Annotated in this window: 15 protein-coding genes; 5 read left to right on the plus strand and 10 right to left on the minus strand. The window is 56.7% G+C overall.

What is annotated here, in order from left to right; all coding sequences use genetic code 11:
• Positions 1-58: 58 nt before the first annotated feature.
• Both VPX56_RS00430 and VPX56_RS00435 read left to right on the plus strand, forming a co-directional pair.
• Positions 59-838: an MBL fold metallo-hydrolase gene (locus VPX56_RS00430; protein ID WP_131634624.1), complete on the plus strand. Its 780-nt coding sequence runs from the start codon at positions 59-61 to the stop codon at positions 836-838.
• A gap of 25 nt (positions 839-863) precedes the next feature.
• Positions 864-1817 carry a GlxA family transcriptional regulator gene (locus VPX56_RS00435; protein ID WP_131634625.1) on the plus strand — a complete coding sequence of 318 codons (954 nt, stop codon included), beginning with the start codon at positions 864-866 and terminating at the stop codon, positions 1815-1817.
• A gap of 28 nt (positions 1818-1845) precedes the next feature.
• Here VPX56_RS00435 and VPX56_RS00440 read toward each other — a convergent pair whose 3' ends face one another.
• The 4 genes from VPX56_RS00440 to VPX56_RS00455 form a co-directional block, all read right to left on the minus strand.
• Complete coding sequence (locus tag VPX56_RS00440) at positions 1846-2934, minus strand: AAA family ATPase (protein ID WP_326472180.1); 1089 nt, start codon at positions 2932-2934, stop codon at positions 1846-1848.
• A gap of 145 nt (positions 2935-3079) precedes the next feature.
• Entirely contained in the window at positions 3080-4039 is a 960-nt protein-coding gene (locus tag VPX56_RS00445; protein WP_326469229.1) for a YbgA family protein, read from the minus strand.
• A gap of 102 nt (positions 4040-4141) precedes the next feature.
• A complete protein-coding gene (gene uraH, locus VPX56_RS00450) occupies positions 4142-4552 on the minus strand; it encodes a hydroxyisourate hydrolase (protein ID WP_131634627.1) in 411 nt (136 codons plus the stop codon).
• Between the two features lie 99 nt (positions 4553-4651).
• Positions 4652-5377 carry a MerR family transcriptional regulator gene (locus VPX56_RS00455; protein ID WP_131634628.1) on the minus strand — a complete coding sequence of 242 codons (726 nt, stop codon included), beginning with the start codon at positions 5375-5377 and terminating at the stop codon, positions 4652-4654.
• A gap of 117 nt (positions 5378-5494) precedes the next feature.
• Here VPX56_RS00455 and VPX56_RS00460 point away from each other — a divergent pair, with 117 nt between their 5' ends.
• Entirely contained in the window at positions 5495-6019 is a 525-nt protein-coding gene (locus tag VPX56_RS00460) for a lipocalin family protein (RefSeq protein WP_263610606.1), read from the plus strand.
• A gap of 3 nt (positions 6020-6022) precedes the next feature.
• Here the strand turns inward: VPX56_RS00460 and VPX56_RS00465 are convergent, their stop codons facing one another.
• From VPX56_RS00465 to VPX56_RS00490, 6 genes are read right to left on the minus strand one after another with little or no spacing between them, the layout of a single operon-like run.
• Entirely contained in the window at positions 6023-7030 is a 1008-nt protein-coding gene (locus tag VPX56_RS00465; RefSeq protein WP_131634630.1) for a fimbrial protein, read from the minus strand.
• Positions 7030-7548, minus strand: coding sequence for a fimbrial protein (locus tag VPX56_RS00470; protein WP_131634631.1), 519 nt, complete (start codon positions 7546-7548; stop codon positions 7030-7032). Before VPX56_RS00470 ends, VPX56_RS00465 begins: the two co-directional genes overlap by 1 nt.
• Positions 7539-10064, minus strand: coding sequence for a fimbria/pilus outer membrane usher protein (locus tag VPX56_RS00475; protein ID WP_131634632.1), 2526 nt, complete (start codon positions 10062-10064; stop codon positions 7539-7541). Before VPX56_RS00475 ends, VPX56_RS00470 begins: the two co-directional genes overlap by 10 nt.
• Before the next feature lie 20 nt (positions 10065-10084).
• Entirely contained in the window at positions 10085-10765 is a 681-nt protein-coding gene (locus VPX56_RS00480) for a fimbrial biogenesis chaperone (protein ID WP_131634633.1), read from the minus strand.
• A 53-nt stretch (positions 10766-10818) separates the two neighbouring features.
• Positions 10819-11403, minus strand: coding sequence for a fimbrial protein (locus tag VPX56_RS00485; protein WP_131634634.1), 585 nt, complete (start codon positions 11401-11403; stop codon positions 10819-10821).
• 53 nt (positions 11404-11456) lie between these two features.
• A complete protein-coding gene (locus VPX56_RS00490; protein ID WP_131634635.1) occupies positions 11457-12059 on the minus strand; it encodes a LuxR C-terminal-related transcriptional regulator in 603 nt (200 codons plus the stop codon).
• Between the two features lie 858 nt (positions 12060-12917).
• Between VPX56_RS00490 and VPX56_RS00495 the strand changes: the two genes are divergently transcribed.
• Positions 12918-13700, plus strand: coding sequence for a winged helix-turn-helix domain-containing protein (locus tag VPX56_RS00495; protein ID WP_326469236.1), 783 nt, complete (start codon positions 12918-12920; stop codon positions 13698-13700).
• A gap of 1 nt (position 13701) precedes the next feature.
• Positions 13702-14181, plus strand: coding sequence for a hypothetical protein (locus VPX56_RS00500; RefSeq protein WP_326469238.1), 480 nt, complete (start codon positions 13702-13704; stop codon positions 14179-14181).
• Positions 14182-14223: the final 42 nt, after the last annotated feature.

Here is a 14223-nt window from a genome sequence, read left to right on the forward strand (position 1 = left end):
ACATCGGCCAGCACGGCTCCGGGCTATTCTCCTTGTCACACCTACAGGAGGATAGCCCATGAACATTACCCACATACGCAACGCCACCCAGCTGATTACCTACGCGGGGAAGCGCTTTTTAATCGATCCGATGCTTGCTCCGCAGGGGGCTTACCCTGGCTTTCCCGGTACGGCGCATGCGGAAATCCGCAACCCGACGGTCGAGCTTCCTGTTGACGTGACGACGCTGCTGGATGCCGACGCGGTGATTGTTACCCACACGCATGACGATCACTGGGATCAATCCGCCATTGCGCTGATCGCCAAAGACAAGCCGATCTACGTCCAAAACGACAGCGACGCCGCGCTGCTGCGCAGCCAGGGGTTTACCCGGCTGACGGTCATGACCGATGAAACGGCTTTTGGCGATATTCGCATCGCGAAAACGCACGGCGGCCAGCACGGAACCGATCGCGCTTACGCCGTTCCGGAGCTGGCGGAGCGTCTGGGTGAAGCCTGCGGCGTCGTCTTCCGTCATCCCGACGAGAAGACGCTCTACATCGCGGGAGATACCATCTGGCGTGAAGAGGTGGCGGCCGACCTGCAAAAGCACCAGCCGGACGTCGTAGTGCTGAACGCCGGTTATGCGCACGTGATTGGCTTTGGTCCCATCATCATGGGCGAGCTGGATGTACTTAACGTGCATTTCCTGCTGCCTCAGGCGCAGATTGTCGCGGTCCACATGGAAGCCATTAACCACTGTCTGTTGACCCGTCGCGCGCTGCGTGAGTACGCTGAAGCCAACCAGTTCAGCGATGCGCTGAGCATTCCACAGGATGGCGAAAGCGTTATATTCTGAGTGTTAAAAGGGAAAGGAGAGACAGATGCCGCTTATTAACGTCGCGATTGTCGCGGTGGATGGATTTAGCCCGTTTCACTACTCCGTTCCCTGCATTCTGTTTGGCGATACGGTATCCGGTGAAAAGCGCTTCAACGTTACGATCTGCGCTGAAACGCCGGGTTTCCTCACCTCTAAAGACGGCTTTGCGCTGAATGCGACGCAGGATTTTTCCGCCATCGTGGAGGCGGATATCGTCGTGGTGCCTTACTGGCAGCACGTGCTTGAACGGCCACCCCAGTCATTGATTGACAGCCTGGTCCAGGCGCGAGACAGGGGCGCTGTAATTGTCGGGCTGTGCCTTGGCTCATTTGTGCTGGGCTATGCCGGTATTCTCGACGGTAAACGGGCGGCAACCCACTGGGAGTTTGAGCACCAGTTTCAGTCCCTGTTTCCGGATACGCGGCTGGATATCAACGCGCTTTACGTTGATGACGATAACATCATCACCTCCGCAGGCACCGCCGCGGCGCTGGACTGCTGTCTGTATATCATCCGCCAGCGGTTTGGCAGCGTGGTCGCCAATCAGATCGCCCGACGGATGATTGTGCCCCCGCACCGCGAGGGCGGGCAGGCGCAGTTTATTGCCCAGCCCGTGCCGAAGGACACTCGCGATGCGCGGATTAACTGCCTGATTGACTACCTACAGCAGCATATTACCGAACCGCACGGTCTGGACTCGCTGGCGGACGTGGTATCGATGAGCCGCCGCACGCTGACCCGCCATTTTATCAAGGCCACGGGCATGAGCGTTGCCGACTGGCTCACCGCCGAGCGCCTGCGGCGCAGCCAGATCCTGCTGGAGGCCGGAAATATGCCGATTGAAAGCGTGGCAGAGCAGGTTGGGTTTTTGTCGGCAGTAACCTATCGCCAGCAGTTCAAGGCGCGCTTTGGCGTCAGCCCGGCGGAGTGGCGCAGGACGTTTCGCACTCGCCAGTAGGCCGGGTAAGCGCAGCGCCACCCGGCGTTTACCCCAGCTTCTCCATCCTCGTCTCCCCTTCCACCATCGACAGCTGATAGAGCGAAAACGAACGGTGTTTCTCAATCAACGTCGCCAGCTCCGGCGAGTGGCTGGTGAGCCAGATCTGCGAATAGCGGCTGGCTTCAGCAATCAGGCTCGCCAGCGCGGGCAGCATCTGCGGGTGCAGGCTGTTCTCCGGTTCGTTAAGGGCGATGAATGCGGGAGGGCGCGGGCTTAACAGCGCCACCGCGAGGCACAGGAAGCGCAGCGTGCCGTCGGAGAACTCCGCCGGTTCCAGCGGCCTGCTCAACCCCTCGCGCTGCATCATCATGCGAAAACGTCCGCCAGTGTTGTCGCTGTAAAACACGCAGCCGGGGAAGGCCTGGTCGAGGATGCGCATCAGCAGCAGTTCGTCGCCAATCTCAACGATGGTCTGAAACGCGGCGGCCAGGTTTGCGCCGTCGCTGGCGAGCACCGGCGAGCGAAAGCCTACCTGTGGGGCGCGAATGGCCGAGCCGATTGATACAGAAAACTCGTGATAAAAACGCCAGTTACGCAGGGATTCGCGCATCTGCGACACCTCGGGGTAAAGGTGCGGTTCACCGAGCTGCCCGAACACCGATTCGTTCTCATACAGCGTGCCGCTGTGGGTCACTTTTTCATGATGCACGTTGTTCAGAAATACGGCCTGATTCTTACGCTTCATCAGCTGTGACGACGGGCGGCGGTGCTGGCCGCTCAGCCAGATGGACTCCTCTTTGATCACCGGGTCGAGCTGAAACTGCGACGGATACGGCAGCTTCTCCACAAAGCCGACCTGCAGTTCGTATTCGTAGGTTTCTGTCTCTACCGCCAGGTTCATGCGCCGAAGCTGGTCGCTGCGGGTTTTACCGGCCCAGAATACCTTCAGGATACCGCCCTCATTCGCCAGCGCCTGGGAGAACTGCCCCTGCGCCGCGCTGTGCATCAGGTAAATCGCCTTGTAAATGTTCGATTTTCCGGTGCCGTTGGGGCCGAAGACGATGTTGAGCTGCTCCAGATCCAGCGACATATCGCGAATTGAGCGGTAGTTTTGAATGTGCAGGGTTTTGATCATCGCCGTATCCATTTATGCAATTACACCTGTTTATAATCACAGTGTTTTAGGCTGAATGCAAAAAAAAAGACGACAGTGAGTTGTCGTCTAAACGGGGTACTGCTTTGGGCCTCTATGGGTCAAATGGGCCTTCGCATTTTATTCATCAGGTTACTGCCAGACGCAGACCCAAATCATCAGGATAGGGATCAAAGTAGTTTTGCGTCATCAGATACCGATCGGGGTATTCAGCCATGTAATGCTTCAGCAGCGTCAGCGGCGCGAGGATGGGCAGCAGCCCGTCGCGATAGTGCAGGATCACGTCGCGCAGCTCGACGCGCTGGCGGCTGTTGAGCTGGTTTCTGAAATAGCCCTGAATATGCATGAGCACGTTGGTGTGGTTTTTCCGCGAGGCGGGCTTTTTCAGGATCGCCATCAGCTTTTCACGGTACGCGACGAAGAACGCGTCCAGATCGTCCCATTCATGGAGCGAGGCAACGAACGGCCCGATTTCCCGGTAGCCCGCCTGATGGTGCGCCAGCAGCTGAAGCTTGTAGCGGCTGTGGAAATCCAGCAGCGCGCGGCGCGTCAGGCCGTTCGCGCGCAGCGTGTTCAGTTCGTGGAGGGCAAAAACCCGCTCGATAAAGTTTTCCCGCAGCACCGGATCGTGAAGTCGGCCATCTTCCTCAACGGGCAGCCACGGATAAGTTTCAAGAAGGGCGGCGGTGAACAGCCCGACGCCCTCCTTGCGGCCCCGGTTGCCGTTTTCATCATACAGCCGCACGCGCTCCATGCCGCAGCTTGGCGATTTCGCACAGACGATAAATCCCGTCAGATCGCCGATTTTTGGCAGATATTCCGCCGTAAAGTCGGCCATCTTTTGCGTCAGGTCGTCGTGCGGCGGCTTGCTGAAGCGCAGCTGCGTCTCGCTGCCGTCCGTCACCGTCAGGCGAATGGCCGGACGCGGCGTCGGCAGGCCGATCGCCATTTCAGGACACACGGGCCGGAAGTTCACCCACTGGGCCAGCTCATCCATGACGAAGCCCATACGCTTATGCCCGCCGTCAAAGCGAACGGCGGAGCCGGTCAAACATCCGCTAATGCCCAGTACAGGTTTCGTTGTCATGGTGTGGTCCTCCAGTTCTATTATCTAAAACTTACACAACATGGCTAATTTGTCCAAGTATTGGCGGAGTTATTTTTTATTCTCTTTAAAAATCAATGATACTTAGCTGCCCTTGTAGGTCGAGTAACCGTACTGGCTAAGCAGCAGAGGAATGTGCAGCTTTTCGTTGGTGCGGGTCACGGTAAACAGCACCGGGATCTCCGGGAAGAAGGAGTCCAGCTTCTTCGTGTGGAAGTAATCGGCGGTTTTGAAGGTCACTTTATAGACGCCAGGCTGCATATCCTGATCCGCCGGATAGAGGGATTTGATGCGTCCGTCCTGGTCGGTTTTACCGCTGGCAAGCGGGGTCCATTTATCCTGCTGCTGCTTTTCCAGCGTGACGGTGACGCCAGGAGGCGGCGTGCCGGTTTGCTGGTCGAGAACGTGAACGCTCAGCGTACCGACAGGGGCGCTAAACGCGGCAGGGGCAAAGGCCATAGCGGCCAGGATCAGCAGAGGGGTCGTTTTTTTCATGGTGTTTTCCTGTGGAGTTGTCAGTCACAGGAAAACGTTAGCATCTGCGGCGCGGGAAAATATTCAACTTTTCGTGAAGATTCCCGCAGGAGAAAATTATCAGAGGATAATCACGTCAAGCGATACCTGCTGCTGCCACTGCTCGACCTGCTTTTTGCGCGCGGCGGTGAGTTTACCGCGCGTCACCAGCAGCCATTTGCGGTCCGGGAAGATTTCCGGCGCCAGCGCGGCGGGTGGGGTGGGCAGAATGTCGATGCGGTGGCCCTGTCCGGTGCGCGTTAAGGCTTCGAGCCAGATTTCGCACGGGTCGTTCAGGTGCCAGCCGGTCATCAGGATGTTGTCGCCCGGCGCTTTTTTATCACCTTCCAGGCAAAACGAGGTGTAGGCGATGAGGATGCCGTCGAGAATGTCGCGCAGGGTCATGGCGGCGGGAACGTTGGCCGACATTTGGCCGCGCAGCGGGCGCAGCACGTTAGCCACCAGCTCGGGTCTCGGGTATTCGCGACCGGCGTCGTAAATCATCTGGCGCAGAGACTCGATTTTCCCGTCCTGCAGCCGCTGCAGCATGGCCTGCTGCAGCGTTTGCCAGTTGTTGGTGCGGCGCGGTGCTGGGCGCTCGAGCAGCGGTTTTACCTGGCCGATGGGAACGCCTTTTTTTACCCAGTCGAGGATTTTTAACGCCTGCTGGACGTCTTCTTCGCTGTACTGGCGGTGGCCGCCCTCCGAGCGTTCAGGCTTGAGTAAACCGTAGCGTCGCTGCCACGCGCGCAGCGTGGTGGCGGTGATGCCGCTGAGTCTGGCGAATTCGCCGATGGAGTAAGCCATGTCGGTGCCCGATGAGGAGGAATAATCTCAATATACTACGAATTTTTGATGACGTGATGAAGCGCCGCATGGGTGCACTACACTTAACGTCCAACCGCACAAATGAAAGGAATTCTCATGAAGCTATGGCCTGTTGTGACCGGTGTCGCCATTGCCCTGACGCTGGTGGCTTGTAAATCCCCCACGCCGCCGAAAGGCGTGCAGCCTATTACCAACTTTGACGCCAGCCGCTATCTCGGCAAATGGTATGAAATCGCCCGCCTTGAAAACCGCTTCGAACGCGGGCTGGAGCAGGTAACCGCGACCTACGGCGAGCGGAGCGACGACGGCATCAGCGTGCTTAACAAGGGTTACGACCCGGTGAAAAACGAGTGGAATGAGAGCGAGGGTAAAGCCTACTTTACCGGAGCACCGACAACCGCCGCGCTCAAGGTCTCCTTCTTCGGCCCGTTCTACGGCGGCTATAACGTGATCAGACTGGACGATAACTACCAGTACGCCCTGGTCAGCGGCCCGAACCGCGACTATCTGTGGATATTGTCACGCACGCCAACCATCCCGGACGCGGTGAAGCAGGACTACCTGAACACCGCGCGCAGTCTTGGCTTCCGCGTCGACCAGCTGGTATGGGTGAAGCAGTAGCCCTTACTGGTACGAGAAGGTGATGCTCGCCAGCGCATTGGCGGTGCCCGGCACCACTTCGCCCGTGCGGATGTACTGCGCCTGAAACGGCAGAGAGAGCGTTTGGGCGGCGGTCGTCGTCTGGATGAAGAACTGGTTCGTGGTGCCTGCCGCAGAGCTGTCTGGCCCCATCATCAGCGGCCCGGTGCCGTTGTAAAAGAACTGCACCCCCACGCCGGAAGCGGACGACTCACCGGTAAGCGTCACGACCGAAGAGGTGTTCGACGGCGTGGTCTGGTCGGTCATTACGGCGTTCACCGCGATATTGGCGTCGCAGCTCAGGCCGACGGTAAACGATCCCGACGGCGACGTGCTACCCACGGTCGGCAGCGTGTGGATATCAATGTTGCCCAGCTCAACGCTGGCGCTTTTGGTGCTCACCGTGCAGCCGCTCGCCGTCACCGTGATGGTGGTGGGGTTAATGATCACCTTCGCGGTTTTCACTTCGTTGTTGTAGGCGGTGAGGATCGCGGCGTTAATGGTTGGCGTCTGGTAAACGCCGGACTTCAGCGCTACGCCGGTCTTTATAAACGTCACTTTTGCCGACCAGCCCAGCGCGGTGGCGTAACCGCTAGTCCCGTCGGCCGGATAGCTCTGGGTGATGCCGGACTGCATCGGGACATAGGTGGTGCCGTTAAAATCTTTGAGCCCCAGAATGAAGCCAATACCGGGCACGCCCGTTTCAAACACCATGTAGCTTGCGCCATTGACGACGACCGTGATGCCGGTGGCAATCATGCTGCTGCTCGGCTCCAGCGTACCTTTGGAGCAGGTAAATATCAGGCCGCACCAGAACACTTCTGAAACGCTTGCGCTTGCACTCCATTCAGAGCCGATCGTCTTTCCTGGCACAATGGAATCCGCCGGGCCGGACCACGTCATGGGCGTTGGCGAAAGGGCGATATCCGATGTCCAGGAGAGGGCAAAGGCCTGGGACGTGACGAAGAGCAGGGCTAACATTAGTAAACGCATTATTGATACTCCGTAGTCCAGGTCGCTACTGCCGAAACGTCTCCGGCATTGACCGGCGCACCCGTGGCGACCAGTCGCGCATAGAAGGTCATTTTTACGCTCTCATCCCCCGCTGCGCCGTAGGCGGCGGTTTGGGTGTCCAGCGGGATCGGCACGCTGTCTTTATCCAGAATCTGCACCGCGACGCCGGTTGCACCGCCCCCGGCGATTTTGACGAGCTGCGGGTCATCGTCGTCCGGCGTGCCGCTGAAGCGGATTTTTACGCCCGCGAAGGTGGGGCCGCACTCTTCAAGCGTGAGCGTAAAGGGCGTTTTGATATTGCTGGCCGCGCCCGTCTCGGTGAACTGCTTAATGCCGATGGTGCCCAGCGGCACGGTTTGCTCCTCGGAATCCGCCGCCACGATGCAGGTGTTGCCCATGACGCTGCCGGTTACGGAGACCAGCACGTCGTAGCCGCGCACCGGCACGGTAAACGCCATCAGCAGGGCGAGACAGGTGAGGCGAAAGGCTACTGACATACCACCTCCTGTGAGTAAAGGCCGGTGCGCGGGTTGTAATCCTGCTTATTTAACCGGTAATCAATGCTGCAGCTCTGATTGTTGCTGCGTCCCCACACGGCGCGCAGCGTGCCCTGCGGCGATAGCCCGGTCAGATAGAGGCTGCCGCCATCTCCGACGATGCCGCTGGCCTTATCGTCTTTCAGCGATACCAGGGTGCCGAAAGGCAGCACGTCGCTGCGGTGGCGCACGATGAACATCGCTTTTGCCCCCTGACGCGTGGTCAGCGTGGCGCGCACCATCGCGCCGTCGGTGGGGGTTTTATTGGCGATGGCGTTATCCAGCTCCACGTCATTGCCCACGGTGGTGACGTCCAGCGCAACCTGATTGACGCGGTACGGCGTGGCATAGGGGATCACCGCATAGCCCCGGCTGTCGGTTTTAATTCCTTTGTGATTGAGCACGGCCACGTCGCTGGCGCCGGGCGCCTTTACCAGAATGTTGGTATTGCCCAGCGGCTGGCTCAGCGTCAGGCCATCTTCGTGCAGAACCGCGCCACCGCTCATGCCGTAGCTGAGGTTCTGCGAATCTTTCCCATAGCTGTAGCCCAGGTTGTAATCGCCCCACTGGCCTTCGTACTGCAGCGCGGCATCGCCGCCGTACTGCTGCTGCGCGCTGTAGCGCTGGTTCACGCTATAGAACAGGTTCTCCTGGCCCGGCATATAGCCGCTGACGCCCGCGCTGGAGGTGTTGCCGGTAGAATCCGCCTGGGTGGTGGTGAAGCGGGCGCGGGTCGCCAGTTTCGGGTTGCCAAAGGGCACCGAAACGGACATCGCCAGGATGTTATCTTTCTGGTTATCGTACAGGCTGGTAGCGCGCTGCAGGCTTACGCCGAGCGACACGTTGCGAAACGTGGCGTTCCACGCAAACTGCAGGCTCTGCGTGGTTTTTGGCGTGTTCCAGTAGGTTTGCTGATCCCAGGAGAGCGACAGCGAACCGTACTCCCCCATGGGCTGCGACAGCAGCACCTGGTTCTTCGCCTTGCGCGACATGCGCAGGTTATAGACGGTGTCGTAATGTGTAGAGATTGTGCCGTCATTCGCCACGACCTGCTTCGCATTCCCGCCTGCCATGCCCTTATAGGTCGTATCGCTCAGGGTATAAAACCCCTGCGTCGAGTAGCGCAGCGAGAAGAAGTTTACGCGCGTGCCGATATCGTTCAGCAGCTTGCTGTAGCGCAGGCGAACCGAATCCCCGGTGTAGGTATTATCGTCCGCCAGCTGGCTGCGCGCGTGCGTGAGGTCGACGGAGTAGGCGCCAAAACGGCCGAGATTTTGCCCGATGCCGAAGGCCATGCCGGTGTAGCGATCGGACACCTGCGCGCCGCCGTAGAACGTCAGGCCGTATTTCCAGCCGTAGAACAGCTCGCCCTGGGCAAACGAGGGCGTATCCTGATCGCCTGTCGGACGGTATTTACCGCCGCCAAGGGCATATTTCATCTGGCCGTTGCGCACCAGGTTCGGCACGCTGGCAAAGGGAAGCGTGTACTGCGTTTGGCTGCCGTCGGTTTCCTGAATGGTGACCGCCAGATCGCCCCCGGAGGAGGTCGGATAGAGATCTTTCAGCACGAACGCGCCTGGCGGAACGGTGGTCTGATAGATGATGTTGCCGTTCTGGCGCACCGTCACCGTGGCGTTGCTGCGGGCGATACCGCGCACGTCTGGCGCATAGCCGCTCAGGCTGGCGGGCAGCATGTTGTCATCCGTTTTCAAGGCCACGCCGCGCAGGCCGACGGAATCGAAAACCTGAGACGAGGTATAGGTTTCGCCCGCATAGAACTGCGCGCGCAGGGCGGGAATATCGCGCTGCAGCCAGGTTTGCACGTGGGTGAGTTCGTTTGTGTCTTTGGTCCACGTGGTGAAATCACGCAGCCGCCATGCGCCCAGGTTAACGCCGCTGTTGAGGCTTGCGAACAGCTGCTGGTCGCGCGTTCGCGTCTCGCCCTGATACGTATTGTTGGCGCCGTTCACCACGTAGTTCAGCCACGCGGCAGGAATGCCGGACTCCCAGCTTTCCGGGCTCACGTATCCACGCGGCAGATTACGCATCATGCTTTGCGGCACGGTAAAGCTAAGCGTCAGGGTCTTCTGGTCAAAGTCATAGCGGGCGCCGGGAAAGACCTGCGGCAAAAAGAGGCAGCGCTGGGCAAGGGGCAGCGCGCCGCCCTTTGCCTGATGGGTATCGATACCGAGGGCAATAATCTGCTCTGGCGTGAGGCAGGGCTGGGCTTCGCCTGAGGTGCTTTCATCGGCATGGAACGCAACGTTCCCGGTAAAGGCGTAATTGTTATTGATGTACAGGTTGAGGCTGTACTCTCCTGGCGGCAGCGTGCTGCCTGCGTTGACCCAGGTGAGATCGGCGCTGTTCGCGCTTTCACCGTTGAGGAAGGCAGGGTTGAATTGCAGCTCGTTTTCGGCAGCCACGGCTTGCCGAACGATCATGGCTGACACCATGACGCACAGGATTTTCATTTTCACGCGGTTACGCCCTTCTGTTTTTATTGTTGCGACAGCGACGAGCGGGTAACGGGCGTCCAGGCCCCGTAATCGTTAATGGTCTGGTAGCTCACGCTGCTGGCGCGGCTGAAGGTTTCTGCCAGCGTCACGCTTGCCTTTGGCGGTATCATTACGGGCTTGACGGGCATACCGTCGACCTTCACGTTGATGGTGGTGAGGTAGTAAGGCGTCGGATTCGTGAGGCTGACTTTGCCCGCGCGGACCGTACCGCCGAGGCGTTTCCACGCCTCACCCGCGCCTTCCACGAGTCCCTCCGGGCGATAAAAGACCTTGATGCGGTTGGCGGAAGCAAACTGCAGGGAATTGCCTGAGCCGTTTTTCATCTGCTGCGGGATCGCCTTCACCGTCATCCAGTAGAGCGTTTCGCGGTCCTGCGGCAGCGCCCTGCCGTTGAACATGATTTTCACCACGCTCTCGCTGGCCGGTTTTAAGACGTACAGCGGCGGCGTAATGACGAAGTCGTTGGTGCGTTCCCCTTTTTCACTCTCCATCCATGACTGGATCAGGAAGGTGGCCTCGGGGTGGGTGTTTCTGACCTGCATCATGGACTGCGTGGTCGAGCTGGAGTAAACCATTCGCGTCGCGCCCAATCCCACGCCGCCTGCATAAACGACGGAAGAACATAAAGAGCCCGCCAGACAAACCCATGTTGATGCGCGCATAGTCTTTCTCCTGAAAGCTGAGTCAGGCCCGGCCAATCGACCGGGCCTGAAAATTACGAATAGGTCACGGTATAGGTCGCAACGGCGCTGGCATCACCCGCCGTGGCGCTGCCTTCCGGGGAGTAATATTTTGCGCTGAAATTCAGGGTGTTAGAGCCCGTGCGCAGCGGAACGGCTGCCGCCGCTTCGCCCAGCTTCACCACGTTGCCCTGTTCGTCATACAGACGAATGGCGACGTGCTGTGCAGAGTTGGCGCTGCCGTTTGAACCCACGGCCAGGCTGTTGGCGTCTGCGCTATCCGGCGTGCCGGTAAAGGTCACGGCTACCGTGGTGGCGGCAATAGGATTTTCTTCGGTGGAGGCCGAGGTATCCGCGATTTCGCAATCTTCCAGGACGATGGAGAAGGCTTTCGCGGTGCTGGCCTCGCTGCCTGCCGCGGCCAGCGTTGCGGTGCGTACTTCACCCATATCGACATCGATGTTGGCGCTGCCGGCGCTGATGGCGCAGGCCGAGGTCACCACTTTGCCGTTGAAGTTCACCGTGCCGCCGCTGGTGGTGGCAGCCAGGGCGGAGCCCGCCGGCAGCAGTGCAGCAACGCTTAATGCCAGCAGAGTTTTGGTATTGAATTTAGCTTTCATTGTCTTGATTCCATTGTGTTGTTATTACGAGATTTGCTCTGAAAGCGGCAGGTCTAACTGGTTAAAAAGACCAGCAAATCTGTCTTATTCCTGAGCCCAAGTTTTCTTATCGCGGAGGTCTTTAATGCGCTCACCCGGCGATAAGAAAGCTTCTCTATTTCTGCGATGTAACGCATATCCAGTCCGTTCCTGAGTTCCTTTAATACCCTCCATTCTCCTGGCGTCAGCGTGAGTGCCGCTGGTTTCTTTTTTGGGCGGAAGCGGCTATCGCCCATTTTTAATAAGGTGGCTCGCCAGCGAAAAATTGAGTCCTGCAGCGAGATATACGCATCAATATCCCCTCTGACCCAGTGCAGTGAATTCGCCGGAGCGGAGTACATGCAGATAATGACGTCAGGGTAATTAGCTTTAATTCTTTTGATATATTTAAGACAGTCATATCCTGTGTGATACTTCTCCGCCCCTGACATTAGTAAAATATCAATGGGTGTTGCCGACAGTTCGGTATTCAGCTGGTGGTAATCCCCCACGGAAATCTTAATCTCTAATTCTGGACTGATGCTCCTTAATAGCGTTGTGATGCCATGCCGTGCATAATGATCGCTGCCCATTAATGCAATATTTACGCGTTGTGTTTTTTCGGGTTTATTCGCCATGTTATTCCCTCGATTTATAATAGTAATCAGGCGAGCGATTAGCGCGGGCGTCAGCCTGTTCTTTCGAAGCAATCACGCATTGCATGGTGTAGGCCTACTATACTCGGGCCAATAAAGAGGTAATCTGAAGTAATCTTAATTTGTATTAAGCCTTTGTTAAAAACAAGTTACAGCATCATCCTCATATTGGTTTTGTTCTGTTTCGCTGCCCTGAAATAATCATACCTGCACTTTTCAATGAAAGTTTTGCTTTGAGAAAGGTTTTGTAAGCGGAGTGTCTGCTGGCGTCAGTTTTAGGGCGGATTTGCTGACGGTGGATAACAATTTCCGAGTGGTATCATCGGTTTATACTGATGATACGACGCCCGCATTGAGGGGGTTAAAACGCTATCTATATTGATTTTTCTGCAGATTCATAAAAGTTGAGAATTAGCGTTTCTGAATGAATTAGACACCCGTGTCCGCTGTATTCAATTTGGCCTTTTGTCTGGTTTTGTCAATGTCAAGGGCGTGATTTAGCCCGCGTTGTCGTCTATATCCTTAATAGGGAGTAGGTGTCATTAAGATTGTCCCAAAGCATGAAAAATAGGACTTCAGAAAAGATGAGAATGTGATTTGATGCATGGCATAATGCGCTGTAGGCCGCATGAGAACTGGGGTTTAAGTGAAATCATCAGTTCAGTGAAGCTGCAGCGATGCGCTATAAATAAGAATTTTCGCCAATTGACGCGATATACAGCGTTAATTTTATCAGTCACATTAATCCAGATGTAGAAATTGTGAGCGTTATATGCTGTCCGTGCGAAGTCATGGATAAGTGAGATTAGCTGGCGTTAACCGGAGAATGACTACCACCCTATGCACAAGCATTACGTTATTAATAACATCGTTGAATTCCACCCTGCAGCCAGCACGTTACGCGATCTCAACAATCCCGATCGTGTGGTTGTGTTAAATTCACCTGCAGGCCGCTGCCTGTTGTTATTAATCGACAGGGCGGGAACCATTGTTACGCAGCAGGAGTTCCTTGATATCGTCTGGCAGCGCCGCGGCATGCTGGTTTCGCCAAATACCTATTATCAGAACATCTCTATTCTGCGCAAAGGGCTTAAGAAGATTGGTTTTGAGGCCGATCCCATCGTGACCATTCCGCGTATTGGTCTGACGCTGGCCAGCGATACGCAAATAACCATTAAAGAACTACCTCCTCGTCCGGCAGAAACGACCGAGGAACCGCAAGGGATGACGCAGGATTGCCTCATGCCGCCTCAGCAGACGCCCGCGCCGCCGCCGGTAGCGCGTTCACGTTGGCTTGCCGCAGTACTGGCTATGCTGTTCATATTTGCCGGCGTGGGGGTTATAGGGCACTCGAATGCCCGGGATAACCGTTTCGTGGATGATTACCATTTTGCGGCAATGGTGGGTACATGCCGCGTTCATCTTGCTAATGATATTCAGACCCAGAGTGAACGGGCGAAGGCGCTGGCCTATGCCGGTCCTTTTAAAGCCGACTGCGCAAGCCACCCCTGGGTGTATATCAGCTGGTATGCGTTACTTCCGCGCGCGTCCGTTATTCGCTGCGACAGGCCCATGAAAGAGCCAAACCGCTGTATCTCGGATTATTTCATTGAGGATCGCTAGCATGCGTCGTTATCGTCATCTGCTCTTTATTCTCGCAACGTGTCTGACGACCGGCAGCGCGTTAGTGGGCTATTTTCTGTGGCAGAGATACTATGTCCAGCCGTTTTCCTGCCAGGCGAACCTTGTGCAGCATCACCCGGAGGAGACGCTGTCGCTGTGGCTGAATTACATCTTCGACGGCAACAGCGGCACGCTGAGTATGAACGGTCGAGTACAAAGCGATCCGACTAAAATTATCGACCGGAAAATTCCCTTCCGGGTAGAGCGGAAGGACAGCGTCTATTTTCTGACGTCTGATAAGAATATGAAATTTCCGGACGATAACGTTGAGGATGAATGGCTGGAAAAATATGAGCCGCAATTTTTTGTTTATCCCGGGAAAAGTATTTATATACGTATAAATGAACAACAGAATGGTAACTATCTTTTTACGTTGGGAACATTACCGACCTATATGTGCCGATCGTCAAAAAAAGAATGAGATAAACGAGAAAATTGTTATAAAGAGCGCTCGATTCATTTA

The organism is Enterobacter wuhouensis, assembly GCF_035835995.1.
Lineage (GTDB): Bacteria > Pseudomonadota > Gammaproteobacteria > Enterobacterales > Enterobacteriaceae > Enterobacter > Enterobacter wuhouensis.